Below are 25,680 nucleotides of genomic sequence, written 5' to 3' on the forward strand. Positions count from 1 at the left end.
GTCAGAACATCGCGCCGTTGGCGCGGATGGTCTGGCCCGACACCCAGGCGGCCTCGGCGCTGACCAGCCACCCGACCACGGGCGCGGTGTCGGAAGGGAGTCCGAGCCGCCCGTGCGGATTGTGCAGTGCCGCCGCCGCAATGGATTCGGGGGTCTCCGCACCCCGGAAGAAGTCGTCGTCGACCGGCCCGGGAGCCACCGCGTTGACGGTGATGCCGCGCGCGCCGAGTTCCTTGGCCGCCGCGACCACCATGCGCTCGACGGCCGCCTTCGATCCCGAGTAGAGCCCGTAGGTGCCCGTCATGATCGAGGTGAGCGTGGTGGACAGCACGACATAGCGACCATCGTCTGCCATGTGCCGCGCGGAGGCCCGCAGGGTGTTGAACGCGGTCCGCGTATTGCGTCCGATCAGCTCGTCGAAGTCGTCGTCGGTGGTGTCGGCGATCGGCTTCTTGATGACGCGGCCCGGCACGTGCACCACGATGTCCAGCTTCCCGTGCCGCGCAACGATATCCGCGAACAGCGCGTCGACATCGGTCGCCGACGCGGCATCGGAGCGCACGACCTCGGCTGTCGCCCCGAGTTCCGCCAACGCCGCCAGCGTCCGCTCGGCCGCGGCCGCGTCGCCCTGGTAGGTGACGATCGTCGTCGCGCCGCGGGCCGCGATGTTCCGGGCGAATTCCGCACCCTGGTTCCGCGTGCCGCCGACGATCAGCGCGATCTTGCCAGCGAGGTCCCGAGTAATTTCCGGCATCAGTCGAATCCCTTTTCTCTCTTCGGTTCCGAGCCGCATCCATTCTGTGGTCGGCGGGATTCGAGAGACAGGACCGATCACGTCAATGAGTAACAGCGGATGCCATCGGCGTGGCACAGAGGAACACCGTGGCCGCCCGTCCGATTCGGGTCACGACCAGCGTATGCGGCTGGGAGCCCTTCGGTTTGAGGCGATTGCGCAACGCGTCGGGGTCGATATCGACGCCACGGGCCAGGATCTCGAGCGGGCCGCAGTCGCGGCGGTGCAACTCGGCGCGCAGGGCCTTCTCCCGGAACTCCATGCGGTCGAGGATGCGAAAGCCGCGCACGCCCTCGGGGACCTTGTCACCCGTCAGATAGGCGATGCGCGGATCCAGCTGCCACAGACCGTGTTTTGCGGCGTAGTGGCGGACCAGGCCCGCCCGGACCACCGCGCCGTCCGGATCGATGATCCACTCCCCCGGTTCCCGCTCTGGAATGTCGTCCGGGTCGGCATCGGTCAGCGTCCATGGCTCGGCGGTGGACGACAGCACGGTGGCCCTGCGAGTGACGCCGGGCGCTGCCAGGCCCGATGACCACAGGCACGCCTCCCGCACGGCCCCGTCGAGGGAGACCACCTCGACCTCGCCCGCCCAGGCGAGCTTGTCGAAATCCAGTCCGGGAGCGCACTTCACGGCGAGGTCGCGCCCGGCATACGCGGCCAGCAGATCCGGCAGTGGGGGTTGTAGTTTCGCCGGATCATGCGTCCGCTTTCCGTCCGCCCGCCGCGCGGGATCGGCGATCACCACGTCGGCGTTGCTCACCGGCACCAACGCATCGGCCTTGGCCAACAACACATTTCGGGTGCGAAGGTTGTGCGTCGCCATCGCGAGGCGGATGGGGTCGAGGTCGCTGCCGATCACCGCGGGGCAGACGCGGGCGAGTTCTGCGAGTTCCGCGCCTATGGAGCAGGTGATGTCGTGAACGGTCTTGCCCGCCAGGCGTTGTGCGCGATGCCGGGCCACCGCCGTGGGGGTCGCCTGCTGGAGGGCGTCGTCGGTGAAGAACCAGTCCTGCGCGCCTTCGAGTTTGGCGGTGGCGCGGCGGCGCAGGCGGACGGTTTCCACCAGGGCGGCGGCGTGGTCGCCGTGCACCCGGCGGATCTGTTCCAGATCCTTCAGCAGCGATGCCTGCGTCAACGCGAAATCGCCCACCTCGGCCAGGGCGGCCGCGCCGGGCGGGCTGGCGAGGTAGGCGATGTCGTCGTGAGAAAAGGTGTAGGCCACGGGGATTCGTGGGGTGGCCTACTTGGCGGCGGCGCCGGGCTTCACGCCGGTGATCATGGCGTTGTAGAAGAACTGGCGGGGCACCACGTGGCGCAGCACCTTCTCGTCGAGGGCCGAGAACGCCAGCCAGGCCTTGTACTGGGCCATGCGGTAGCGCCAGGTCAGCTTCTCGTCGGGCACCGCGGCCTCGAAGGTGCGCACCGGCCAGCCCCACAGGGCGGCGGCGAATTCCTCGGTCTTGGCCTGCACGTCGATGGCACCGGCGCTGGTGGCCATGCGCTCCAGGTCGGCCGGATCGAAGGTGTGCAGATCCACGACGGCCTCGAGCGCCGCGGCCCGGGAGGACTCGTCGAGTTCCTCCTGCGGGCGACGCCAGTCGCTCAGGAACGGCAGCTTGGTGACGTTGGTGGTGACCTTCCAGGTCAGCTGGCCGAGCTTGCGGGCGTAGAAGTTGCCGATGGTGGTCGGCTCACCCGCGAAGACGAAACGCCCGCCCGGCTTCAGCACGCGCAGGCACTCCTTGAGCGCCAGCTCCACATCCGGAATGTGGTGCAGCACCGCGTGACCCACGACCAGATCGAAGGTGTCGTCCTCGTACGGGATGGTCTCGGCGTCGGCGACCCGGCCGTCCACGTCCAGGCCCAGGTTCTGGCCATTGCGGGTGGCGACCTTGACCATGCCCGGCGACAGATCGGTGACCGAACCGCGCTTGGCCACCCCGGCCTGCATCAGGTTCAGCAGGAAGAAACCGGTGCCGCAACCCAGTTCCAGGGCGCGGTCGTAGGGCACCTCGGCGCTCGGGGCGACGGCGTCGAAACGACCGCGCGCGTACTCGATGCAGCGCTCGTCGTAGGAGATCGACCACTTGTCGTCGTAGGTCTCGGCCTCCCAGTCGTGGTACAGGACCTGGGCCAGCTTGTTGTCGCTATACGCGGCCTGGACCTCCGCCTCGGTGGCGTGCGGGTTCGGCGCGGGGTCTTCAGGACCAACTGTCATGCAGGGCAGCCTAATGAATACCCCGGTGAACGGTGTTATCGGGCCGCTTAACGGCCGGTGAACCGGGCCGCATCCGGACCATCGACCAAATAAGAACGTGTTCCAACCTGCTGATCTTCGGTGCCGAACAGCTCGGCCCATTCGCGGCGCGCGCGATCGTGGCCGTGCGTGCCCGCCTCGAAGACGCGTTTGGCCGCGGCCAGCGCCAGGCGCGGGGCACCGGTGAACTGCTTCGCCCAGCGCAGGGCGGCGGCGAAGACATCGTCGGGGGCGACCACCTCGTCGACCAGTCCCAGCGCCGCGGCCTCCTTCGGGTCCACGAAGCGGCCGCTGTAGACCAGATCCTTGGCGTGCGACGGGCCGATGAGCAGGCTCAGGCGGCGAATTCCGGCCAATGGGATCAGACCCGCCTTGATCTGCGGCAGGCCCAGTTTCACGTTGTCGCCGATGATGCGGCGGTCGGCGGCCAGCGCCAGTTCGAGACCGGCGCCGAGGGCATAGCCGCTGATGGCCGCGACGGTCGGCTGCGGCAGCCGGGCCAGGGAACTCAGCGCCGACTGGAAATCGGCGGCCATGGCCTGCGCCTGCTCGGGCACGAGCCGCGACAGCTCGGCCATGTCGTCACCCGCGGAGAAGACCCGCTCGTCGCCGTAGACCACCACGGCCGCGATCTCCGCATCCGCCGCGATCTCCGCGGCCGCGGCGGCCACCTCCAACGCCACCTGCAGATCGATCAGATTCAACGGCGGGCGGGCAATGCGCAGGACGGCAATGCGCTCCGCCACATCCCGGTCCACGGTCACGAATTCGGCCACAGCCGATCACCCTACTTCGGGCACCGGATATGGTGTCCCTCCGCCCGTGCGGGCGGTGCTCGAGCGTGGAGTTCTGATGCGTGAAATGTGGTGTCCCACCTGCGACCTGACCCTTCCGGAACCGGGTGGCGGGTGCCCGTCCTGCACGGCGGAGCCGGAGCGACCGGCGTCGTACTGGATCGGGGTTTTCCTGGCGGCACTCGCGCAGGTGGGGTTGCCGATCGCGATCGGGGTGGGGCTGGAAACCCACGTGGTGGCCGCGGGGGCCGCCCTCGGCATCGCGATCAGCGCGATCCTGTGGAGCCTGCTCTGGGCGGCGGGCACCACGCAGAACTAACTACGCACCGGCGGCTACTCCGGCCGCTGCGAGCCGCGAATGCGCGAATTGTCCGGCAGCTCGGCGAAGTAGCGGTCGGCGCGCGGGAAGGCCAGGGCCGGACCGCCGCCGGACGGGTCGTAGACCGGCATGATCGGCTCGATCACGCGCTCGGCCGCGAGAATCTCTGCGGTGGAGGCGAATTCGTTCAGCGCGGTGAGCTGTGCCCAGGTCGGCGGCAACAGCACGTCCAGGCCCTCGCGCCAGCGGTCGATGGCCTCGGCCGGGGTGCACCAGGTGACCACCTCGGCCTCGGAGGTCGCGCCGTCGGCCAGCTGACCCTCGGGCAGCACCGCGACGAAGAAGCGGGTGTCGTAGCGGCGCGGCTCGATGACCGGGGTGATCCAGTTGTCCCAGGGGCGCAGCAGATCCGCGCGCAGCACCAGGTTCTCGCGGGTGAGGAATTCGGCGAAGGACAGTTCGCGGCGTTCGAGCTGACCGCGGGCCGCCGCATGGACCGCGGTGTCGGAGACGACCGAGTCGGCGGTCGGTCCGGCGAGCAGCACGCCGCATTCCTCGAAGGTCTCGCGGACCGCCGCGCAGACCAGGGCCTGCGCGCGCCCGGCGTCGATGCCGAAACGCCCTGCCCACCAGGCCGGTTCGGGCCCGGCCCAGTCCAGGGCGATGGACGCGTCGGAGGGGTCGACGCCGCCGCCGGGGAAGACGGTCATGCCGGCGGCGAAGGCCATGCCGCCCACGCGACGCTGCAGGAAGACCTCGGGGCCGTGCGCACCGTCGCGCACCAGCATGACCGTAGAAGCGTCCTTGACGGGCGCGGCGGCGGGCTGGGATTCGGCTATTGCTTCGCTCACATTCGGACCATAACTGTTGCCTCGGCTAAGCGATACCACCGGTTTCGGATCGCGCGTGCCCGCCGCGTGTCAGTCCGTCAAATGGACTGATCCGACGCGGGTTTCGATGACCGCCTGACCGGAAGCGTCATGGCGGGTCCAGGTGCCCTCCACCTTGCCGGTGCGGTAGTCCTGCACCTGACTCACCACCGCCCCGGTGTCGTCGGTCCAGGTAACCAGGAAGATGCCTGCTTCGATCGGCTCGACCGCGACCGGCGTACTGGTCTGGCGTCCGGTGTCGGCCGCGGTGTAGGTGACCGTGCGCCCGTCCGTGGAGAACGTGATGGTCCCACCCGAACCGGTGTCATAGGTGAGCTGCACCGTCTTGCCGTTCAGATCCGAGGGCACCGCCGCCTTACCGAGCGTCTCCGCGGCGTGGGAGTTCGAAACCTTCTGGGCGGCCGGAGGATCGGCCACGCATCCGGTGGCGGCGACGGCGATCACCAGCAGCGCGATCGCACCGATGCTCCGGACCAACGTCCGCTCCCTCCGTACACGGCAGTTGCGGACAGTTTGCCCATAGCGGACTTCGGATGCAATCGCACCGCACCCGCGATTCGCGAGCCGATAGGCCGATTCCCAACGTGACAACTGATCTCGTTGCGCTGGGGGTACCTCGTCGGGTACCCCCAAAATCGTTTGGGCACCCAACCGTCGGCACGGGTGCCGGACCGTTAACGGCTCTTTGCCGCCCGCTAAAGTCGCGGGGAGGCGGGCCTGTGCCGGCCGAAACGTTGGCTGCGGCGGGCGAAGTAGCGGCCGTCGATGCGGTCCAGCTGAATCGATTGGCGGAAGGCCTCACTCAGGGTTTCCGAGGTGAGTACGTCGGTGAGCAGGCCCTGGGCCACCACGCTGCCCTCGTTGAGGAGCATGCCGTGGGTGAAGCCGGGTGGGATCTCCTCCACGTGGTGGGTGACCAGGACGGTGGCGGGGGCGTCCGGGTCGGCGGCGAGATCGCCGAGGCGCTCGACCAACTCCTCGCGCCCGCCCAGGTCCAGTCCGGCGGCGGGTTCGTCGAGCAGCAGCAGTTCCGGATCGGTCATGAGCGCGCGGGCGATGAGCACGCGCTTGCGCTCGCCCTCGGAGAGGGTGCCGTAGGTGCGGTCGGAAAGGTGTTCCGCGCCCAGGCTTTCCAGAATGTCGACGGCGCGGTCGGTGTCCATGTCGTCGTAGCGCTCGCGCCAGCGGCCCATGACCGCGTAGCCGGCCGACACCACCAGGTCGGCGACCTTCTCGTCGAGGGGCACGCGGCTGGCGACGGCGGCCGAGGACAGGCCGATGCGCGGGCGTAGTTCATTGATGTCGGTGCGACCCAGCGTCTCGCCGAGCAGGTTGGCGACGCCGGAGGTGGGATGCATCTCGGCGGCGGCCATGCGCAGCAGGGAGGTCTTCCCGGCCCCGTTGGGGCCGAGCACCACCCAGCGTTCGTCCAATTCCACCTGCCAGGTGACCGGACCGACCAAGGTGTGTCCGGAACGTCGGACGGTGACGTCGCTGAAATCGATGAGCAGATCGGGATCCGGTTGCGGCACGGGGTCCATCTTGGCCCACCGCCCTGGACGATCGTCAACGTGGTGGGAAAACTCGGCGCGTGTCACCCTCCGCGAAGCGGTACCGATAAGCGATTTCGTTTGCGCGAGTGTCGAATTCCGATAGTTCGCGCTCGGGGTCCGGCATTCCTCGGCGCCGGGCGTCGGCGCTCGTGGACCGGAACATGCGTGCCAGGATCAGTGCCGCCGGGACCGAGAGCACCGTCCACACGATGAGAACAACCAACAGTGTTGTCATGTCGTGGTTTCCTTCCGCGGAAACTCGTGAATCGATCCTTGCCCACCCCGCTGCGTAAGTCGATACGCACAACCCATATGGGCCAGTGCGCCGACCATTCGGTTCGCTACTGCGACATCCGAACTACGGCACCGCGATCACCGTCGTCGACCCCGGGGCCACCTCCGTGAAACCGGCATCGCGCACCGCCACCGCGCTGCTGTCGGCCACGCGTCCCAGCAGCTCCGCCCAGCGACCGGGTTCGGCCTCCGCCACGGTGCACCGGAACCCTTGCGCGGCCCAGGCATACGCCCGCCGCACCGACAACGCACCCGCCAGCAACATGCTGGCGTGCCCTACCTGTGCCGCGGCCTTACCTACAGTCATACCCAATTCCGCGTTCACCCACAGCACCGGATATTCCGGATCGATTGCGATCGGCTCGTCGTCGGGCAATTCGGTGCCGGAGATTTGGAGGCGCTTGATGCGCGGGTCGATATCACCGACCGGACCGGGCACCAGGGCCCGCGCCCGCGCGCCCGCGAATTCGACTGTCACGCCGTCGACCTCCTGCGCGGCGAGCCATTGCGCGCCCCGCGCGCGGCGGGCCACCTTGCGAATGCGCGACCGCTTCCAGGTCAGATAGCGCTCTTCCCATTCCCCGTCCGGGCCGACCCGTTCATCGAGGCACAGCGCCACCACCGACATGGCCGCCGCCGCCAGCAGCGCGCTGCGATTCGGCGGCTCGTCCTTGGGAATGTGCAGCACCATCTGCATCGCTTGCACGAGAGCCGGATCGGCGGGATCACCGCCCCCGCCGTAACCGCGGGCCAGCTCCGCGTGTCTGGCCACGAAACCGGCATCGATGGTGGATCCGACGCTCGACAAAACCACTCCTACGCGATGGTGCGACTAGTGAACCGTGAGGTTCAAGGTGAAGCGTTTGGCGGGCTCGACACCCTGCTCCCAGGCCCGCTCGTATGCCAGGTTCAACTTCGTCGAACCCGGGGCCGCGGCAACGAAGTTCAGCACCGATTTGCCGCCGACGCCGACCATGCCGTTGGGGTTCGGGTCCTGCTGGTATTCGGGTGAACCGTTCTGCTTGACCACGTTCTGATCCAGATCGGCGACCACCCAGGCGTATCCGGTGGTCGGGTTGGCGTCCAGGGTGACGATCAGTCCCTGTCCGACGGCCAGGCTCACGTCCTTGCCGTCGGAGTCCGCGCCCACCTTGACCGCCTCGTGCTGGTCCGAGGTGGCCTGCACCGCGGTGGTGACCGCGACGCTGGTGGCCGAGGGCGGCTTCGCCTGGTTCGGATTGGAATTCCCGCACCCGGCGACCGCCAGGCCCGCCATCACCAATACCAGCGGTATACGCACACGCACGGATGCTCCTTCGGATCGTGGCCGACGGTGACTGTTCGAGTACCGGCCCGACCACGGTACCGAGAGCGGAGCTGCGAGTGCCGCAACCGAACTGGACGCGTTGCGGGCTACTGCGGCAGCGCCATCTATTGCGGCAGGGGCACCCGTCGAATACCGCCGTCGCGGGCGTCGGCCGCCTCGACCTCGTCGCGGGTGACGCCGAGGATGAACAGCACCGCGTCCAGGAACGGATGCGAGAGCGCGGCATCGGCGACCTCGCGCAGGGCGGGCTTGGCATTGAAGGCGATGCCCAGTCCGGCCGCGTTCAGCATGTCGATATCGTTCGCGCCGTCGCCGACCGCGACGGTCTGTTCCATCGCCACGCCCGTCTCGGCCGCGAAGCGGCGCAGCGCAACGGCTTTCGCGGCCCGGTCCACGATCTCGCCGGTGACCGCGCCGGTCAGCTTGCCGTCGCGGATCTCGAGGGTGTTGGCCTGCACGAAGTCCAGTTCCAGCTCGTGCGCGAGCGGTTCGATGACCTGGCGGAAGCCGCCGGAGACAACGCCGCAGCGGAAGCCGAGGCGGCGCAGGGTGCGAATGGTGGTGCGCGCGCCCGGGGTCAGCTCGATCTGCTCGGCAACCTCGTCGATGACCGAGGCGTCCAGCCCGGCGAGGGTGGCCACGCGCTGGCGCAGGGATTCGGAGAAGTCGATCTCGCCGCGCATGGCGGCCTCGGTGACCTGGCGGACCTCGTCCTCGACACCGGCGTGGGCGGCCAGCATTTCGATGACCTCGCCCTGGATCAGAGTGGAGTCCACGTCGAACACGATGAGCCGCTTGGCCCGGCGCGCGAGCCCGGCGCGCTCGACGGCGACGTCCACGCTCTCCTTGGCGGCGACGGTCGCGAGGGCGGTGCGCAGCTCGGTCTCGGCCTCCGCGCCAGCCGTCGGCACGGTCACCATGAGTTCCAGACCCGTGACCGGGTAGTCGGCGATGCCGCGAATCGAGTCGATGTTCACCCGCTGCGCGGCCAGCTTGCGCGCGATGGCGCTGAAGGCGCGGGCGGTGACCGGCGAGCCGAGCACGACCACCGCGTGGGTGGACAGCTTCGCGCCCGAGACGGCGCTGGCCCCGATCTCCACGTCGACGTCCATGCCGATGGAGGCCATGGCGTCCTCGAGCTGATCCTGCAGGGCCTCGGGATCGGTGGGACACGACACCAGCACGCCCAGGGTGAGTCGTCCCCGGATGACGACCTGTTCCACGTCCAGCAGGCTGACCCCGTTATTGGCCAGGGCCGCGAGAAGTACCGACGTGACGCCCGGCTTGTCGGGTCCGGTGACCGTGACCAGAACCGTCGTGTCAGACGAACTCAAATCGATAACTCCCATCTCGGAAACGCATCGTCCATGCCTGCGATGCGCTGCTCATTCTGTCAGAACGACAATGGCGGCCGTCTTTCGACGGCCGCCATCGGCTTGTGCTCGGTTACCGCGAGCTAGTTGGAGATCTTCTCCAGTTCCTTCACGGTGTGGGACTTGGAGCCCCAGCCCACGTGGGCCTCGGCGCGCATGCGCTCGACCATGTGCGGGTAGTGCAGCTCGAACGCCGGACGCTCCGAACGGATGCGCGGCAGCTCGTAGAAGTTGTGCCGCGGCGGCGGGCAGGAGGTCGCCCACTCCAGCGAGTTGCCGTAGCCCCACGGATCGTCCACGGTCACGACCTCGCCGTAGCGGTAGGACTTGAAGACGTTCCAGATGAACGGCAGCATCGACGAACCCAGGATGAAGGCACCGATCGTGGAGATGGTGTTCAGGGTGGTGAAGCCGTCGCTGGGCAGGTAGTCGGCGTAGCGGCGCGGCATGCCCTGGTTACCCAGCCAGTGCTGCACCAGGAACGTGGTGTGGAAGCCCACGAAGGTGGCCCAGAAGTGCCACTTGCCCAGACGCTCGTCCATCATGCGGCCGGTCATCTTCGGGAACCAGAAGTAGATGCCCGCGAAGGTGGCGAACACGATGGTGCCGAAGAGCACGTAGTGGAAGTGCGCCACCACGAAGTAGGTGTCGGACACGTGGAAGTCCAGCGGCGGGGAGGCCAGGATGACGCCCGACAGACCACCGAAGAGGAAGGTCACCAGGAAGCCGACCGACCAGAGCATCGGGGTCTCGAAGGTGAGCTGACCGCGCCACATGGTGCCGATCCAGTTGAAGAACTTCACACCGGTCGGGACCGCGATGAGGAAGGTCATGAACGAGAAGTACGGCAGCAGAACGGCACCGGTGGCGTACATGTGGTGCGCCCACACCGCGATCGACAGCGCCGCGATACCCAGCGTCGCGTAGACCAGGGTGGTGTAGCCGAAGATCGGCTTGCGACTGAAGACCGGGAAGATCTCCGACACGATGCCGAAGAATGGCAGCGCGATGATGTACACCTCGGGGTGGCCGAAGTACCAGAACAGGTGCTGGTAGAGCAGCACACCGCCATTGGCCGGATCGTAGATGTGGCCGCCCAGGTGGCGGTCGTAGGCCAGGCCGAACAGGGCCGCGGTCAGCAGCGGGAAGGCCAGCAGCACCAGCACCGAGGTGACGGCGATGTTCCAGGTGAAGATCGGCATCCGGAACATGGTCATGCCCGGGCAGCGCAGGCAGACCACGGTGGTGAGCATATTGACGCCACCGAGGATGGTGCCCAGACCGGAGACGGCCAGACCCAGGATCCACAGGTCACCGCCGACGCCGGGCGAGTGCACGATGTCCGAGAGCGGGGCGTAGGCGGTCCAGCCGAAGTCGGCCGCGCCGCCGGGGGTGATGAAGCCCGCGGTCGCCATGGTGCCGCCGAACAGGTACAGCCAGTAGCTGAAGGCGTTCAGACGCGGGAACGCCACATCGGGCGCGCCGATCTGCAGCGGCAGGACGATGTTGGCGAAGCCGAACACGATCGCGGTCGCATAGAACAGCAGCATGATCGTGCCGTGCATGGTGAACAGCTGGTTGAACTGTTCCGGCGACAGGAACTGCATGCCCGGGCGCGCCAGCTCGGCGCGCATCAGCAGCGCCATGATGCCGCCGACGAGGAAGAAGGACATCGCGGTCACCAAGTACATGACGCCGAGAACCTTCGGGTCCGTCGTGGTGACCATCTTGTAGATGAACGATCCCTTCGGACCTGTCCTTTGCGGATAGGGCCGAGCCGCCTCCACAAGGCTGGCTGGCCGCGGTTCTACGGCAGTCACGAAACCTCCACAGGTATGCCATCGTTCGTACGCTGCTTCCGGCGTCCGGTTCGGCACATGACGAACGACGGTTGGCTTGCGCTGTGAGAGATCGTAAACCGTGTTCCGACGGCGCTCGCCACGGGTCCTACTCTGTGTCGTATTTCGACGGTGCGGAGCGCGGCTGTAGGCTGCCCCGCATGCCGGTGCGCGAGTCCGCTTCCACCCGAAACACGTTCGCCTCCACCTTCTCCCCTATGCGGCATTTGCGCAGTGTGGGATTGGTCTCGGCCGCGACGCTGCTGACGGTGGGCCTAGCCGCGGGATGCGGTAAGACCGACGACAACTCCGCCAATATCGTCCGCACCACCACGAACATCGCGGGCGCGGGCGTGGTCGGGATCGAGCGCGACACCTCCAAGGCGTGCCCGCTGCCGAGCAGCCCGGATTCCACTTCGGGGACAAAGACTGTCAATCACGCGTCGGGCACCTCGGAGGTCCCCGCGGATCCCAAGCGCATCGTGGTGCTGTCCACCTCGGCCCTCGACGCCACCTGCGCACTGGGCCTGTGGGAGCGCGTGGTCGGCGCGACCACCGTCGCGGGACCCACGCCGCAGCCGACCTACCTGGGCACCGGCGTCACCACGATTCCCGCGGTCGGCCTCGCGGACAGCCCCGACCCGGCGAAAATCGCGGAGCTGAAGCCAGATCTGATCATCGGCCCGGCGGCCGACGGCAATCGCTACGACGCGCTGAAGGCCATCGCCCCGACCGTGTTGGTGGGTGAGGAGAACGGCTGGCAGGCCACCTTCAGCGGCTTCGCGGAGGCCATGGATCGCAAGACCGCCGCGGCCAAGGCACTCGACGACTACCGCGCCGCGGCCAAGGACACCGGCATCGCGGCCAATGCCGCGCTGTCGCAGGCCTCGGTCATTCGCTTCGACGCCAACGCGATCGCGGTGCAGGGCGGCAATTCCTTCGCCGCCCAGGTGCTCGGCGACGCGGGCGTGCAACGCCCGCAGGCGCAGCGCGGCGACTCCTTCGAAGTGACGAGTCTCTCGACCGAGTCCGAGCGCAACAAGCTCGAGGGCGATGTCATCTTCCTCATGTTCGACGGGCCCGACGGCCTGAAATACGGCAAGTCCGTTATGCGCAGCGACAATTGGAAGAAGCTCGGCGCGGTCACCGACCGCCGCGAGTTCGCCGTCGAGGACGCCATCTGGCACGGCAGCGGTGTCACCGCCGCCCGCGCCCTCCTCGACGACCTGCGCGCCAACCTCAACGGTTACGTCGGCGATTGACGCGCCCCCGCGAAAAGCGAACGGCCCCGGACGGTTTCGTCCGGGGCCGGGCTCTATGTCAGGGCGTCAGAACTCCCAGTCCTCGTCCTCGGTGTTGACGGCCTTGCCGATGACGTAGCTCGAACCCGAGCCGGAGAAGAAGTCGTGGTTCTCGTCGGCATTGGGCGAAAGGGCCGACAGGATGGCCGGATTCACGTCGCACTCGTCCTTGGGGAACAGGCCCTCGTAGCCGAGGTTCATCAACGCCTTGTTGGCGTTGTAGCGCAGGAACTTCTTGACGTCCTCGGTGAGGCCGACCTCGTCGTAGAGGTCCTGGGTGTATTCGACCTCGTTCTCGTAGAGCTCGAAGAGCAGCTCGAAGGTGTAGGACTTGAGCTCCTCGCGCTCGGCTTCGGAGACCAGCTCGAGGCCCTTCTGGTACTTGTAGCCGATGTAGTAGCCGTGCACGGCCTCGTCGCGAATGATCAGGCGGATCATGTCGGCGGTGTTGGTGAGCTTGGCCCGCGAGGACCAGTGCATGGGCAGGTAGAAGCCGGAGTAGAACAGGAACGACTCGAGCAGGGTGGAGGCGACCTTGCGCTTGAGCGGGTCCTCGCCGTTGTAGTAGTCGAGCACGATCTCGGCCTTGCGCTGCAGGTTCCGGTTCTCCTCGGACCAGCGGAAGGCCTCGTCGATCTCGCGGGTGGAGCACAGCGTGGAGAAGATCGAGCTGTAACTCTTGGCGTGCACCGACTCCATGAAGGCGATATTGGTGAGCACCGCCTCCTCGTGCGGGGTCAGCGCGTCGGGAATGAGGCTGACCGCGCCGACCGTGCCCTGAATGGTGTCGAGCAGGGTGAGGCCGGTGAAGACCCGCATGGTGAGTTGCTTCTCATTGGCGGTCAACGTGTTCCACGACGGGATGTCGTTGGAGACCGGGACCTTCTCCGGCAACCAGAAGTTGCCGGTGAGCCGATCCCAGACCTCGGCATCCTTGTCGTCCTGCACGCGGTTCCAGTTGATCGCGGTTACTCGATCGATCAGCTTCACGCCCGTTCACACACCCTTCTCGGCTCCCGACGCCCTGCGAATTGCTCTTGCCCTGAACACTACTACTGGTGGGTGACATCCTTGTGCAGCACAAGAAGTTGTGTCTTCACGTGTCTTTCGACTGTCCTGCGGGAACGCTCGAAAGGTGTGGGCAACGACGCCACCGACTGGAGAAAATTACAGCGGTGCAATCCGTCACAGCCAGCCGGGGTCCGCGCGTGTCGACCCACATTCTTTCTGAGTGGATGCCGCGTTTGCTGATCAGATGCCGAGCACCAGTTTCGCGGTCGTGAAGTAGATGACCAGACCGGTGGCGTCCACCAGCGTGGTCACCATGGGCGCGGAGATCACCGCCGGATCGATGCGCAGCTTCTTGGCCAGCAGCGGCATGGTGCCGCCGATGGTGGCCGCCCAGCCGCAAATGATGACCAGCGCGATCCCCACCACCACAGCGATTTTCGCGCCCACGAACAGCGTGCCGATCACCATGCCGACCGCGGCCAGCATGCAGCCGAGCAGCAGACCGACCCGGCATTCGCGCCAGATCACCTTGAACAGATCCGAGACGCGCACCTCCCCGACCGCCAGCGCGCGCACGCACGTGGTGGCGGCCTGGGCCCCGGCATTGCCGCCCGAACCGATCAGCAGCGGAATGAACAGCGCCAGGTGCGCGGCCTGTTCGAGGGTGGGCTCGAAGAAGTTGGTAACGGTGACCGTGAGGGTCGCGGCGACCAGCAGGAGCAGCAGCCACAGCGCGCGGTAGCGGGCGAGCTGGAAGACGCCCGCGGCCATGTAGTGGCCCTGCCACGGGGTGGTGCCCGCCTGGCGAGCCATGTCCTCGGAGTCGGCGGCCTCGATGACCTCGACGGCGTCGTCGATGGTGAGCAGCCCGACCAGTCGGTCCTCGCTGTCCACCACCGGCAGATTGATCAGGTTCGCACCCTGCATGAGCCGCGCCGCCCTCTCCGCGGAATCGGTGGCCCGCACCGAGACCGGTTCGGCGGCAACCAGTTCCGCGATCATGGCGTCCGGGGAGCCGAGCACCAGATCGCGCAGTTCGACCACGCCGATCAGCCGTCGGCCCGCGTCCACCACCGGCAGCGTGTACACCGTCTCGGCGTTCGCGCCCTTGGCACGCACGGTCTGCAGCGCCTGCGCGACCGGCAGATTGCGCGGCAGCGCAACGACTTCGGGCGTCATGTAGAAGCCGACCGAACCCTCCGGATAGCCGAGCAGGGCCGCGGTCATGCGCCGCTCGTGCGGGCTGAGCCCGGCGAGGACCTTCTTGGCGACCTTGGCCGGGGCCTCGCGCAGCATGCGGGCGCGGTCGTCGGGGTCCATCTCCTCGACCAGTTCCCGGAAGCTGTGATCGCGCAGCCCGCTCAGCATCCGCTGCTGGTCGACCGGCTCGAGCTCCTCGAAAACGTCGAGGGCGCGGTCCTTGTCGAGCAGGCGGAAGGCCATGACGGCGCTGACCGCGTCCATGCGGGCCAGTTCGTCGGCGATGAGATGGGGCGCGTGGCTGTCGAGCCACTCCACGGCGGGGGTCAGGTGGTGACAGTCGACGATGTCGCGCAGGGAATCCCGTTCGGGATCGCGCGCGGCAGCGGGGACGATGGGTGGCAGATCGGTCTGCGTCATGGCGGAACCTCGGCCGGATGGCGAGTCAAGGGTGGATGGGCACCGGGAGCACACCGCGGGGCACCGCTCCGACCACCGCCGACTGGTTACCGACGGATTCGGGGGAGGATGCCACGCGGCCTTCGACTGGGAGGTTCACCACGCATGGACCTCACCCCCCTTCGAAAGCCGCCGTCGACAGAAACAACCTCGTTCAGAATACAGAGGGTCACCTAATTACGAATGGCCGAGCCCGGTACTAACCGGTACTAACCGGTGTCGCATGCGTGACACCTGCGTGGAATGCCCTCGACCGGGCGGCCGGTTCCGTGAGAGGGTCGTGCGGACGCGATCACCGGACCGGTCGCCGCCACATCATTTTTCGATCATTTTCGGTCCAGCGGCTCGTCACAGCCGTTGGGCAAGCGTCCGATATGCCTTACTCTCTGCCTCTGTGCGTGTTTTGGTGCTAGAGGACGACCACCAGCTCTGCCGTGAGGTAACCGATGGGTTGCGCTCGGCCGGGTTCGCGGTGGACCTCGCCCAGAGCATCGCCGACGCGGATTTCAAGATCGCCATCAATCGCTACGACTGCCTGGTGGTCGATCGCGGGCTGCCCGACGGCGACGGTCTGGATCTGGTCGCGGGTGCGCGCCACGCCGGGCACACCGTGCCCGCGCTCATGCTCACCGGCCGCGACGGTCTCGACGACCGGCTGGCCGGATTCGAGTCCGGCGCGGACGATTACCTGACCAAGCCCTTCGCGCTGCCGGAGCTGGTGATGCGGGTGCGGGCGCTGTGCCGTCGCCGCGAACAGCCCACCGCCTCGCGAATCACGGTGGCGGACATCGAGATCGATCTCATGCGGCGGCGCGTCACGCGCGGCGGCATCCTGCTGGCGCTCACACCCAAGGAGTTCGCGGTGCTCGAACTCATGGCGACCCGGCGCGGCAGCGTGGTGACCCGGACCGATCTCATCGAATGCTGCTGGGACGAAATGGCCGAGCCCGCGTCGAATGTCGTCGACGCGGTGGTGGCCAAATTGCGACGCAAGCTCGGGGAGCCGAATGTGATCGAGACCGTGCGCGGTACGGGGTTCCTGATCGCCGGTGTCGTCTCGTGAGCGCGCATCGCTCCCCCGCCGTCGCCCGGTTGAAGCGGGCACGGTGGTTCATGACCGCGCTGGTCACCGTGATCACGGCGGCCGCGGTGTCGGTGTTCGGGTTCGTGGCCGCGACCATCGACGCGCACGCGCGCCAGACCCGCGCCGACGATCAGGTCGAGCGGGTGTCGGGCGGCCTGGCGCGGGCGATCCAGCACGACGACAAACAGGTGCTGGACCTGTCGACCGTGATCGACGACGAGCTGGCCAAGGGGTCGACGGCGGTCGTGGTGGTGGTGCGCAAGCCGGGTGAGCCGTGGAAGCAGGCGCACACCTATCAGCGTTCGCTCATGCCCGACGACACCCAGATCGCCACGCTGGCAACGCAGATCGAGGATCACGCGGACGGCATTCTCTACCAGGGCAATCGGTACCGCGCCACCGATATCACCGGCCGTGCGGTGACCGTCGCGGGCGTGCCGGTGTTCTGGCAGGACTGGGACAATATCGTGGTCATCCTGGCCGGGACCGAGGCCACCGCCGACGCCGGACAGCATCGAACGCTGTTGTGGGAGATGGCGATCGGCGGCAGCCTGCTGGTGCTGCTGTCCGCGGCCGCGACCTATCTACTGTCGGGGCGCAGTCAACGCCAGGCGCTGCGCATGCTCGACGAGCACGAACAGTTCCTGGGCGATGCCGCGCACGAATTGCGCACGCCGCTCACGACTTTGAAGCTGCTCACCGAATCGAAGCCGAAGCCCGAGGAGGTGCAGCAGACCCTCGCGGAGGCGCGGCGACTGGCGGATCGCATGGCGCGCTTGGTGACCGGGCTGCTGGCCCGCGCGCGCATGCAGTCCGGGATCGCCGAACCCGAGCGCACCATGCTGCGGCTGGATCAGCTCGCCGAGGCGGTGGCCGAGGAGGCCGGGGACCCGCGCATCGTGGTGACCGCCCATCCGACCGTGGTGGTCGGCGATCCGCAGCTGCTGAGCCTGGCCATCCGGAACATGTTGGAGAACGGCCTGACTCACGGCGCGGTGAACCGGGCCGCGCCCGTCGAGGTGCATGTGGCCGAGGGCCGGGTCAGCATTCGCGATCACGGGCCGGGCGTGGACCCGGTCATGTCCGCCAGCCCCTTCAATCGCGGGGCCGCCGGACGCACCGGCCGCAATGGCATCGGCCTGGCCCTGGTCGCCTGGGTCGCCCAGGCCCACGGCGGCAACGCCTCCATCGAACCCGCGGTGGGCGGCGGCACCATCGCCACCCTGTGGCTGCCCCCGGCCGACATCACCGTCGGGACACCGGCCAACGCCCAGCGCTGATTCGGTTGGCGCTGATTCAGTTGGCGTCCAGGGGTTTCCGACCGCTGATCGGACCCCAGACCCCGATCAGCACGACCATCACCAGCAGGGCCACGGTGATGACGGTGAACACCGCCCCCGGCCCGCGATGGTCGAGCAGTGGCAGCAGCAGAAACGGCTGAATCGCCGTGGACAGCTTGGACAGCGAATAGGTCATGCCCGAGGCCGTGCCGCGCACGCTGGTCGGGAAGGACTCCGGCAGATAGGTGTGGATGGCGTCGGAGAACACATTGCTGGCCAGCGTGAACAGCCCGCCGGACACCAGGATCAGCGGCACGGCGGTGGCGAAACCGAAGACCAGACCGAACACCGCCATGAGCGCGGCGCTGCCCATCACCAGGTACTTGCGTTCGACGCGCTCCATGAGCGGGATGGCGATCAGCGAGCCGAGCGGATAGCCGAGGTAGGTGATGGCCAGATAGCCGAGGGAGTTCACCACCGTGAATCCCTTGTGCTGCAACACCAGGACGGCCAGGGTGCCGAAACCGTAGTAGCCGAAGACCTGCAGGATCATGACCGCCGAGAACAGCGTGGTGCGCCCGCGGAAGGGCCGCCGCAGAATCTCGGTGAACGGCACCCGCTCTCGCGTGCGCCCGGTCTCCGAGTTCCGCCCCGCCTCCCAGTGCGGCGACTCCGGCATGTGGCGGCGCGCCACGAACACCAGGGCCGCGCCCAGACCGCCGAGCACGAACAGCCAGCGCCAGCCCTCGATGCCGAAGGGCCGCAGCGGAACCAGCCAGCGGGCCAGGAATCCGACGGTCGGCACGGCGAGGAATCCAATGGTGTAGGCGATGGCGATCATGCGCCCGCGCACCCGGGCGGGCATTGTCTCGGATAGGTAGGTGTCGGACACCGTCATCTCCGCGCCGATGCCCAGCCCGGCCAGTACGCGGGTCGCCATGAGGAACCACACGTTCGGGCTGAACGCCCCGAGCAGGGTGAAGCCCGCGTACAGGCCGATGTTCACCATGAACATGCGTCGCCGCCCGAAGACGTCGGACAGCCGCCCGATCACCAACGCACCGAGGAACTGTCCGGCGAACGCCGAGGCCAGAATGCCGCTGAGCTGATACGTGGACAGGTGCAGTTGCTGCTTCAGCACGCCGGTGATGGTTCCGGCCAGGAACAGCTCGTACAGGTCGAAGAACAAACCCATCCCGACCAGCGCGACCAACCTGTAATGCACCGGCCCCAGAGGCTGTTCGTCCAGCCTGACGGTCCGCGTCTGACTGGCGTCACCGAATGTCGTCATCGATCACACATAGCACTGCCGCCGCGCGCGAGGCCATGGTTGCGTTCACGATAGGGCGGTGGAGATCGTGAGACCCGGGTTGGCGTCGTTGACCATCGTGCGGCACGGGGAGAGTGTGGCCAATCGGGCGCGGGTGGCGGCCGAGGGGTCGGATGTCGAGATGTTTCGGGCCGCACCGCGGGACGCGGATTCGCCGCTGTCGGAGGTGGGGCGGGGGCAGGCGGAGGCACTCGGGAAGCGGCTCGCGGCCGAGGGTTATCCGTTCGATCTGGTGCTGTCCTCGCCGTATGTCCGGGCCCGGGAGACGGCGCGCATCGCCCTCGAATTCCTGGAGTGTTCGCCGCCGCGCCTCGATGAGCGGTTGCGCGATCGGGAGACCGGAATCCTGTTCGGCCTCACCGAAACCGGGATTCGGCGGCGGCATCCGGTCGAGTACGCCGAGCAACAGCGCCTGGGCGGGTTCTACTACCGTCCGCCCGGCGGCGAGTCCTGGCCCGACGTCGCCTTGCGCCTGCGCAGCGTGCTGCGCGAATTGGACGGCCACGTCCTGGTTTTCGCGCACGACATCGTCATCGTGTTGACCCGCTACATCTTCGGCGACCTGGACGAGGCCGAACTGTCCGCGCAGACCGCCGCCCAGGTCCGCAACGCCTCCATAACCCGATGGGAGCGAGACGATTCCGGGTTGCGGCTGAGCATGTACAACGACGCCGCCCACCTGGGCTAGCGGCTAGCGCGGACGCGTCGGATCCACCGAGCCCAGCCGCCATTCCGCGCCCGCGGGCCAGTCGGTGCCGCGCGGCGGCCGCGGATCGTATTGGATGCCGCGGCGCACCCAGCGGGCGCGCTCGTCCCCGGCCAGGCGCTGGACCAGGTAGAGCGCCATATCGGTGCCGGCGGAGACGCCCGAGGAGGTGACGATGTCGCCGGAGTCCACGTAGCGGGCGTCGCGGTCGACGGCGATGGTCGGGTCGAGGTCGGCGAGGGCGTCGAGCGACCACCAATGCGTCGTGGCCGGGCGGTGCTGCAGCAGACCGGCGGCGGCCAGCACCAGCGCACCCGTGCAGACGCTGGTGATCAGCGGCACCCGATCGCGTTGCGCGCGAACCCAATCCAGCATCTGGCTGTCGTGCACCAGCGGGCGGGTGCCCTGTCCACCCGGGAAGACAAGAACATCCACGGCGGGCGCGGTGTCGAAGGAATGGTCCGGTGTCACTTTCAGGCCCTTGGCGCACTCCACGATGGCGCCGGTGCGGGAGAGGGTGAACGCCTGCCAGCCGTCCTCGGGCACCATGCGCGTCCAGAAGGACAGCACTTCCCAGGGCCCGACGAAGTCGAGTTCCTCGACCCCGTCGAACAGAACGATCCCGATCCCGCGCGTCGTCTCGGCCATGCTGTGATGCTTCCATCCGGTAGCTGTCGGTTGTCATTCGGGGCCCACCTGGCACATGTGAGAAGTCACAAGTTCGGCGGAATCGCATTACTGTGCTTCACAGGAGGAATCGAAGCGGCCGCTCGAATATGCGGCATGCGTTAGCGTTTCAAGTCCCGGAAGGGGCACGAGCCGGGGGTCGAAGGGAGTCACGGATGTCCGTGGGAATTCCGGCCCGGGCGGGGCTCACCGTCTCCGGCAGCCCGATATCGTCGCCGCTCAAGGATGTGCGCGGGCTCGCGCAGCATATGGTGGGGCATTTCGTCGAGACCGTCGCGCCCTGCGGGACGCTGCCGGGGGACGCGATTCACGGCGACGTCACGGCCATTACCCGCATATGCCTGGAATTGGCCGTCGGGATGCTGGACGGTCGCGATATTCCGGAGAAGACCAAACGCCTCGAGGAGGCCGCCGCGCAGTGGGCGCGCGAGGGCATACCCATCGACACCATCCACCACGCCATCCACGAGGGCTTCAAGATCGGCTCGGAACTGGTGATGGCCAATGCCATGTCCCGCCACCTGCGCCAGGAGGGCGTCGACGGCGACGCGACACTCGTGATCGCCGCCGCCGATATGGACAACATCATGGACGGGGCCAAGCTCGTGGTCGAGCTGCTGGACCGCATGACCTCCGCGGTGGCCATGGCCTACGTGCGCGAACTGCGGTCGGTGGTGAGCGAACACCACACCGCCGTCCACACCCTGACCTCGGCGCTGCTGGGCGGGCACAGCACCTCCACCATGGCCCGCGAATGCGGCATCGAGATCGCCGAGACGTATCACGTCCTGGCGCTTGCCATCCCGGAGCATCCCGAGGAGCACTCCCCCACCGTCGACGGCGCGGTGGTGGCGCGGCGCAAGCTGCGGCGCGTGCAGGCCGAGCTGGCCACGCGGTATCCCGACAAGGTGCTGTCGCTGTTGAGCGTGGACGGCGGGACGCTGCTGGTGCCGGTCACCGAGCTGGTGGACGAACAGCTCGACGAGTTGATCGAACAGCTGTCGCGAGCGGCCCGGGTGCCGATCACCGCGACGCTGGTTTCCGCCCCGCCGCAACAGATTCCGGACGCCGCGGACCAGGCGCACGAACTGCTGGACATCGTGCACCGACTACGACTGGTCCGCGGGCTGTTCCGCTTCGACGAGCTGGCGCTGGAGTACCAGCTCACCCGGCCCGGGCCGGGACGCGACCATTTGGGTTCGCTGCTCGATCCGCTCGATGAGCACCCCGAGCTGTTGGAGACCCTGCAGTCGCACATCAGCAACAACCTGAACCGGCAGCGCACGGCGCGAATGCTGCACGTGCACACCAATACCGTGGACTATCGACTCAAACGGATCGGACAGCTGACCGGCTTCGACCCCACCCAGGCGTCGGGGCTCTGGTATCTGCGGTCGGCACTGGTGGCACGGACCTACCAGGCCGGGTAATCGACCGAAAGTCGTTGATCCGCCGCATGATTCAGCAGTTCGTCGGCGCTGCCTCGCCACGCATGCGGGCATCGAGCCAGTTGAGCACGGACGGCAGGCCGAGCACGGCGGCCGTGAGGTGGTCGGGCACCGGCTCCTGCTCGCTCCACACCGGCGTGCCCGCCGCGCAGTAGCGGTGGATCGTGTCCACGATGGCGTCCACCGGCACCAGTCCGTCGATGGGTGAATGCCATTCGAACACCGGCATATTCGGGACGCCGGAATACAGCTGGAGGCTGTTGTCCTCCACCACCGAGCGGGCCACGGGGTCATCGGTCATGACCGTGGTCTTGGCGATGTCCAGCGCGCCCACGCCCGCACCCGCCGCCAGAATGTCGTTGGTACAGCTGTTGAGCAGCTTGTCGCGGATGGCCAGGCCACTGGCATTGAGCTGGTCGGTGATCGGAAAACGGTCCGGGTACTCGCGTTCGAGGCCCAGGCCCGCGGCGAGCGCCAGCCCGAACACCGGATGCCGGTTCATGCCCAGGGTTTCCAGCATGGAGACCAGGTTCATCGGCACCCCGCCCATGGCCGCGCCCGCGAGGTGCAGCTCGGGGGCGTAGGTGGGTGCGAGCGCCGCGGCCCAGGCGGTCGCCATGCCGCCGCCCGAGTATCCGGCCATCGCGACCGGGCTGTGCTCGACCTTCAGATCGGCGACGTGCTGGACGGCGCGAATGCCGTCGAGGGTGATCTGCCCGCCCAGTTTGGCCGCGCCATAGGCGAATCGGGGGCCGAGATGGTCGGGCAGGGCCATGCTCCAGCCGCGCTGCAGCAGGACGTTCCAGGCCGGGGCCTCGCGGACCATGAGGTTGGGGTCGGTGGTGTAGAGCACCCGCGAGACCGCGCACTGCGAGCCCAGGCCGTTGATGATCTGCTGCAGCGACAGCAGCGGGGCGTCCGGGCGGCGATCGTGCGGGGACAGGACCGTGGTGGTCGCCGCGATCGGCTTGCCCTCGGAGTCGGTGGAGCGGAACTTGATCAGCGTGACATCGGTGTTCGGGAAGATCGACAGCGCGGGCTGCGCGCGCACGGCCAGCACGTCGCCGGGTTGATGGGCGGCGAGGTCGGCGGGCGCGGCGTAGAAGGGGTCCGGATCCGGTGTGGGGAGCAGCGGTTGTGCGGCCGCCGATCCCGCGGCGATGGTGAACAGCATCGCGCCGATGACCGCGACGGGCACACGAATCCTCATGCCGGGCAGCGTAGAAAGCGCAGTGGGGCCGGACGAGAGCGACGCGCGAACATTCCGAACAATCACAATCGGTACGTGGGCGGATTGTGAGGGTTGTCAGGCGTCGGTCGGCTCGGCCGTCGCCCGAATCGTTTGAGGCATAACCTTTTCTGTTCCGACGAGTAACAACAAAACTCGCACGGCGCTTGTGAGATCTCCAAGCCGGTTTCTGAACACGTTCTCGCCCAGTTCGATCCGGTTACCGTCGGGTACAGAGATGCACGGTCGCCACAGCCGTCGGGCGTGCGTCTCCCACAACTCTAGGAGCAACGCATGACCGGCATCACCGAGGGCAAGGTCTTGTTCGACAGCGCGGGGGAGGCGCTCACGCACCGGGTCACCGTGTATCTCGGCGGGCCGGAGGACGGGGCGGAGCTCACCATGGAATACGCGGCGACCTGGCGGGAGGCGTCGGATTTCACGGTGGCGGCGGTACACGCCGGGCTGGCCGTGACGGTGGACGGGCGAATTCGGCCGGGACTGCGCCGACTACCGCGCTATGGCTTCCGGCATTGAGATAGGTTCGGCCGCAGCAATTTTCGGGCGATGCCGTCATCGCCCGAATGCGGTGGCGAGGGTGTCCCAGGCCGGGCCGAGCTGGGCGGAGAAGTCCTCCCAGGCGTGAATACCGGTGGGCTCGTAGTGCACCGTGGCGGGTATTCCCAAGTCGCTCAGGCGCTTCGCGAAGCGCTCGGTGCAGAACCGCGCCCCGGCCTCCAAAGGCACACCGCCACCGGCGGATTGGAGGGCGGCGACAACATCCGGAGATCGCAGCACCTCCGTCAGATCGGCCGCGCCGGGGACGCCGGAGGCGGCGGACAGATAGATCACGGTGCCGCGCAGGGCCTCCGCGCCCACCGTGCTGTCGTGGGTGAGCCAGTCGAAAGTGCCCGGCGGGCCCCACATCTTGACCACATTGCCGCCGCGCGAGGCCACGGTGAGGGCGGTGATCGCGCTGCCGGTGCCGTCCACGGTCGAATAACAGCCGCTCAGTCCGGCGACGGCCCGATACAGACCCGGGTGACGGTGGGCCAGCATCATCGCCCCCTGGGCGCCCATGGAGACTCCCGCGATGGCCCGTTGGCCGTCCGAATGGAGATACGGCTCGATGGCACCGGGCAATTCGCTGGTCAGGAAGGTGTCCCAGCGGTTCCAGCCGAGAGCGGCGTCCGGGTGTTCCCAGTCGGTGTACATGCTGCCGGTGGCCCCGGCAGGAAAGACGACGTCGACGGGTTTGTCGGCGAAGAAGTCGGCGGCGTGGCCCTTGGTCAGCCAGTCCGAGACGCCCTCGGCGTCGACACCGTCCAGGAGATAGAGGGTCGGGCGCGGGCCGCTACCCGAGCCGTGCAGCACGTCCAGGGTGACGGTACGACCCATGGCCGCCGACTCCACCTCCACGCGCTCCCAGCGCGGCCCGATCTGGTCGGAATGAACAACGCTCGTGCGCGGTGGAATTCGATCCGCCTCCGCATTCATCGGCAGGTTCGCGAGCAGCGCCAGCGCGGCCGCGATCACCGCCCCTGAACGCCATGTCCTTTTGTCCGACAATGCGACTCCTGACGCCGGGCACAAATATCCGAAGAACCCGCCGAGCGGCTGCGAGGTATCCGTTCGGCGGGTGTCTTCATCTGATGGGAATGCAGTGCTGTCCGCACCGGCCTAGTGTGAATAGAACAAACGTCCTCGGCATGCGGGGCAGGAGAGGACTCGGACTCACCTCCACAATGTGTGTCCCAGTGGGTTTTCCGGCGTTCGGATCGGCCGCGCAATTTCTTCGATCCGATATCCGAACACCGCGAGCGTAACCAGTTCGTGATGTCGGCCGACAGGGTCCGAAGCAGCTTCTGGAGAGTTCACAATCGCGGGCGGGCGGGCGTGGGACCGACCACAGCAGCGAATACGCGGGAGCCGCCGTCCGGCCGTCAATCCCCCGAAACGCGCTGTCAACCAATCGTTTTCCTCGCGAAAATTACGTTGACCAGGACATTTAGCGGCGTTTCGGTTGAGATCGAAGCCTTTGGCCTAGACCAACCAACGTCGGGTGCTGGCAACCGATTCGGTGCGATCGAGAGCAACGTCCCCGCGCACCCAACCCATCGCACCGGGCATCTCCGGCGGTCGCCGTTCGGTTTTGTGGGGCCTCACAATCGGCCTCTGCGTGGTGCAGCTAATCCGAGACCTCTCCCGAGGCACGGCCTCGACCCTCACCCTTCGGGAATTCGGCGTTGTTGTCGGCGCATTGCTCAGTTAATTGGTTGTGCGCCTGAGTAATTCGATTGGGATGTCTCGAAATATGTTGGAATACCGGACAATTCGGATTCCATTTCGGGTGTGATGGGCGTAAAATTGGGGTATGACCTGGGGTGGAGCGGTTTCCGAGAGCATCACGATCGCGCAAGCGGTCGCGATGCTCTCGGCCGCGACCGACGCCCTGCTCGCGAATTCGCTCGACGGTGTCAGCGATGACGAATTCATTGCGGTGAT

Annotated in this window: 24 protein-coding genes; 7 read left to right on the forward strand and 17 right to left on the reverse strand. The window is 67.5% G+C overall.

The window, feature by feature from the left end:
- Position 1: 1 nt before the first annotated feature.
- From VMT65_RS16650 to VMT65_RS16665, 4 genes are all read right to left on the reverse strand, one after another.
- Positions 2 to 754, reverse strand: coding sequence for an SDR family oxidoreductase (locus VMT65_RS16650; protein WP_326309102.1), 753 nt, complete (start codon positions 752 to 754; stop codon positions 2 to 4).
- Positions 755 to 836: 82 nt separating this feature from the next.
- Positions 837 to 2,018, reverse strand: coding sequence for a class I SAM-dependent methyltransferase (locus tag VMT65_RS16655; protein ID WP_326309103.1), 1,182 nt, complete (start codon positions 2,016 to 2,018; stop codon positions 837 to 839).
- A gap of 18 nt (positions 2,019 to 2,036) precedes the next feature.
- The gene (locus tag VMT65_RS16660) at positions 2,037 to 3,014 is read right to left on the reverse strand and encodes a class I SAM-dependent methyltransferase (protein ID WP_326309104.1); all 978 of its coding nucleotides are present in this window, start codon (positions 3,012 to 3,014) and stop codon (positions 2,037 to 2,039) included.
- Positions 3,015 to 3,061: 47 nt separating this feature from the next.
- Positions 3,062 to 3,829 carry an enoyl-CoA hydratase-related protein gene (locus VMT65_RS16665; RefSeq protein ID WP_326309105.1) on the reverse strand — a complete coding sequence of 256 codons (768 nt, stop codon included), beginning with the start codon at positions 3,827 to 3,829 and terminating at the stop codon, positions 3,062 to 3,064.
- Between the two features lie 76 nt (positions 3,830 to 3,905).
- Between VMT65_RS16665 and VMT65_RS16670 the strand changes: the two genes are divergently transcribed.
- Positions 3,906 to 4,166 (forward strand): hypothetical protein, encoded by a 261-nt coding sequence (locus tag VMT65_RS16670; RefSeq protein ID WP_326309106.1) that lies wholly within the window; start codon positions 3,906 to 3,908, stop codon positions 4,164 to 4,166.
- A gap of 14 nt (positions 4,167 to 4,180) precedes the next feature.
- Here VMT65_RS16670 and VMT65_RS16675 read toward each other — a convergent pair whose 3' ends face one another.
- From VMT65_RS16675 to ctaD, 7 genes are all read right to left on the reverse strand, one after another.
- On the reverse strand, positions 4,181 to 4,954 hold the full coding sequence (locus tag VMT65_RS16675) for an NUDIX hydrolase (protein WP_326309205.1): 774 nt from the start codon (positions 4,952 to 4,954) through the stop codon (positions 4,181 to 4,183).
- A gap of 132 nt (positions 4,955 to 5,086) precedes the next feature.
- Positions 5,087 to 5,533 (reverse strand): MoaF-related domain-containing protein, encoded by a 447-nt coding sequence (locus tag VMT65_RS16680; RefSeq protein ID WP_326309107.1) that lies wholly within the window; start codon positions 5,531 to 5,533, stop codon positions 5,087 to 5,089.
- A gap of 218 nt (positions 5,534 to 5,751) precedes the next feature.
- Positions 5,752 to 6,597 (reverse strand): ABC transporter ATP-binding protein, encoded by an 846-nt coding sequence (locus tag VMT65_RS16685; protein WP_326309108.1) that lies wholly within the window; start codon positions 6,595 to 6,597, stop codon positions 5,752 to 5,754.
- Positions 6,598 to 6,967: 370 nt separating this feature from the next.
- Positions 6,968 to 7,711, reverse strand: a complete 744-nt coding sequence (locus VMT65_RS16690; protein ID WP_326309109.1) for an aminoacyl-tRNA hydrolase — start codon at positions 7,709 to 7,711, stop codon at positions 6,968 to 6,970.
- 24 nt (positions 7,712 to 7,735) lie between these two features.
- On the reverse strand, positions 7,736 to 8,209 hold the full coding sequence (locus VMT65_RS16695) for a protease inhibitor I42 family protein (RefSeq protein WP_326309110.1): 474 nt from the start codon (positions 8,207 to 8,209) through the stop codon (positions 7,736 to 7,738).
- 125 nt (positions 8,210 to 8,334) lie between these two features.
- Positions 8,335 to 9,564 carry a phosphoserine phosphatase SerB gene (gene serB / locus VMT65_RS16700; RefSeq protein WP_326309111.1) on the reverse strand — a complete coding sequence of 410 codons (1,230 nt, stop codon included), beginning with the start codon at positions 9,562 to 9,564 and terminating at the stop codon, positions 8,335 to 8,337.
- A gap of 122 nt (positions 9,565 to 9,686) precedes the next feature.
- Complete coding sequence (gene ctaD, locus VMT65_RS16705) at positions 9,687 to 11,423, reverse strand: aa3-type cytochrome oxidase subunit I (protein ID WP_326309112.1); 1,737 nt, start codon at positions 11,421 to 11,423, stop codon at positions 9,687 to 9,689.
- A gap of 179 nt (positions 11,424 to 11,602) precedes the next feature.
- On the opposite strand from ctaD, the gene VMT65_RS16710 reads away from it, so the two are divergent.
- Positions 11,603 to 12,703 (forward strand): ABC transporter substrate-binding protein, encoded by a 1,101-nt coding sequence (locus VMT65_RS16710; RefSeq protein WP_442790234.1) that lies wholly within the window; start codon positions 11,603 to 11,605, stop codon positions 12,701 to 12,703.
- A gap of 66 nt (positions 12,704 to 12,769) precedes the next feature.
- On the opposite strand, the gene nrdF is transcribed toward VMT65_RS16710, so the two are convergent.
- Together nrdF and mgtE are read right to left on the reverse strand one after the other, a co-directional pair.
- Positions 12,770 to 13,732, reverse strand: coding sequence for a class 1b ribonucleoside-diphosphate reductase subunit beta (gene nrdF, locus VMT65_RS16715; protein ID WP_326309113.1), 963 nt, complete (start codon positions 13,730 to 13,732; stop codon positions 12,770 to 12,772).
- A 261-nt stretch (positions 13,733 to 13,993) separates the two neighbouring features.
- Complete coding sequence (gene mgtE, locus VMT65_RS16720; protein ID WP_326309114.1) at positions 13,994 to 15,373, reverse strand: magnesium transporter; 1,380 nt, start codon at positions 15,371 to 15,373, stop codon at positions 13,994 to 13,996.
- 433 nt (positions 15,374 to 15,806) lie between these two features.
- On the opposite strand from mgtE, the gene VMT65_RS16725 reads away from it, so the two are divergent.
- Complete coding sequence (locus tag VMT65_RS16725) at positions 15,807 to 16,475, forward strand: response regulator transcription factor (RefSeq protein WP_326309115.1); 669 nt, start codon at positions 15,807 to 15,809, stop codon at positions 16,473 to 16,475.
- Positions 16,472 to 17,776, forward strand: coding sequence for a sensor histidine kinase (locus VMT65_RS16730; protein ID WP_326309116.1), 1,305 nt, complete (start codon positions 16,472 to 16,474; stop codon positions 17,774 to 17,776). The genes VMT65_RS16725 and VMT65_RS16730 overlap by 4 nt, the downstream gene beginning before the upstream one ends.
- A 16-nt stretch (positions 17,777 to 17,792) precedes the next feature.
- Here the strand turns inward: VMT65_RS16730 and VMT65_RS16735 are convergent, their stop codons facing one another.
- Positions 17,793 to 19,067 carry an MFS transporter gene (locus VMT65_RS16735; RefSeq protein ID WP_326309117.1) on the reverse strand — a complete coding sequence of 425 codons (1,275 nt, stop codon included), beginning with the start codon at positions 19,065 to 19,067 and terminating at the stop codon, positions 17,793 to 17,795.
- Between the two features lie 58 nt (positions 19,068 to 19,125).
- Between VMT65_RS16735 and VMT65_RS16740 the strand changes: the two genes are divergently transcribed.
- The gene (locus tag VMT65_RS16740; protein ID WP_326309118.1) at positions 19,126 to 19,794 is read left to right on the forward strand and encodes a histidine phosphatase family protein; all 669 of its coding nucleotides are present in this window, start codon (positions 19,126 to 19,128) and stop codon (positions 19,792 to 19,794) included.
- A 3-nt stretch (positions 19,795 to 19,797) separates the two neighbouring features.
- Here VMT65_RS16740 and VMT65_RS16745 read toward each other — a convergent pair whose 3' ends face one another.
- Complete coding sequence (locus tag VMT65_RS16745) at positions 19,798 to 20,460, reverse strand: DJ-1/PfpI family protein (protein WP_326309119.1); 663 nt, start codon at positions 20,458 to 20,460, stop codon at positions 19,798 to 19,800.
- Positions 20,461 to 20,654: 194 nt separating this feature from the next.
- On the opposite strand from VMT65_RS16745, the gene VMT65_RS16750 reads away from it, so the two are divergent.
- Positions 20,655 to 21,929 (forward strand): PucR family transcriptional regulator, encoded by a 1,275-nt coding sequence (locus VMT65_RS16750; RefSeq protein WP_326309120.1) that lies wholly within the window; start codon positions 20,655 to 20,657, stop codon positions 21,927 to 21,929.
- Between the two features lie 31 nt (positions 21,930 to 21,960).
- Here the strand turns inward: VMT65_RS16750 and VMT65_RS16755 are convergent, their stop codons facing one another.
- Entirely contained in the window at positions 21,961 to 23,157 is a 1,197-nt protein-coding gene (locus tag VMT65_RS16755; protein ID WP_326309121.1) for a lipase family protein, read from the reverse strand.
- A 312-nt stretch (positions 23,158 to 23,469) separates the two neighbouring features.
- Here VMT65_RS16755 and VMT65_RS16760 point away from each other — a divergent pair, with 312 nt between their 5' ends.
- On the forward strand, positions 23,470 to 23,712 hold the full coding sequence (locus VMT65_RS16760) for a hypothetical protein (RefSeq protein ID WP_326309122.1): 243 nt from the start codon (positions 23,470 to 23,472) through the stop codon (positions 23,710 to 23,712).
- A gap of 36 nt (positions 23,713 to 23,748) precedes the next feature.
- Here VMT65_RS16760 and VMT65_RS16765 read toward each other — a convergent pair whose 3' ends face one another.
- Positions 23,749 to 24,744 carry an alpha/beta hydrolase gene (locus VMT65_RS16765; protein ID WP_326309123.1) on the reverse strand — a complete coding sequence of 332 codons (996 nt, stop codon included), beginning with the start codon at positions 24,742 to 24,744 and terminating at the stop codon, positions 23,749 to 23,751.
- Positions 24,745 to 25,680 lie beyond the last annotated feature (936 nt).

The organism is Nocardia sp. CDC153, from assembly GCF_035818515.1.
In the GTDB taxonomy this organism is placed as follows: Bacteria; Actinomycetota; Actinomycetes; order Mycobacteriales; family Mycobacteriaceae; genus Nocardia.

Bases quoted from the DNA above. Each gene is read 5' to 3' on its own strand.
- VMT65_RS16660 (WP_326309104.1), bottom strand. From the start codon at position 3,014: ATGACAGTTGGTCCTGAAGACCCCGCGCCGAACCCGCACGCCACCGAG.
- VMT65_RS16710 (WP_442790234.1), top strand. From the start codon at position 11,603: ATGCCGGTGCGCGAGTCCGCTTCCACCCGAAACACGTTCGCCTCCACC.
- VMT65_RS16650 (WP_326309102.1), bottom strand. From the start codon at position 754: ATGCCGGAAATTACTCGGGACCTCGCTGGCAAGATCGCGCTGATCGTC.
- VMT65_RS16670 (WP_326309106.1), top strand. From the start codon at position 3,906: ATGCGTGAAATGTGGTGTCCCACCTGCGACCTGACCCTTCCGGAACCG.
- VMT65_RS16745 (WP_326309119.1), bottom strand. From the start codon at position 20,460: ATGGCCGAGACGACGCGCGGGATCGGGATCGTTCTGTTCGACGGGGTC.
- mgtE (WP_326309114.1), bottom strand. From the start codon at position 15,373: ATGACGCAGACCGATCTGCCACCCATCGTCCCCGCTGCCGCGCGCGAT.
- VMT65_RS16675 (WP_326309205.1), bottom strand. From the start codon at position 4,954: ATGCTGGTGCGCGACGGTGCGCACGGCCCCGAGGTCTTCCTGCAGCGT.
- VMT65_RS16760 (WP_326309122.1), top strand. From the start codon at position 23,470: ATGACCGGCATCACCGAGGGCAAGGTCTTGTTCGACAGCGCGGGGGAG.
- VMT65_RS16750 (WP_326309120.1), top strand. From the start codon at position 20,655: ATGTCCGTGGGAATTCCGGCCCGGGCGGGGCTCACCGTCTCCGGCAGC.
- VMT65_RS16755 (WP_326309121.1), bottom strand. From the start codon at position 23,157: ATGAGGATTCGTGTGCCCGTCGCGGTCATCGGCGCGATGCTGTTCACC.
- VMT65_RS16685 (WP_326309108.1), bottom strand. From the start codon at position 6,597: ATGGACCCCGTGCCGCAACCGGATCCCGATCTGCTCATCGATTTCAGC.
- VMT65_RS16735 (WP_326309117.1), bottom strand. From the start codon at position 19,067: ATGACGACATTCGGTGACGCCAGTCAGACGCGGACCGTCAGGCTGGAC.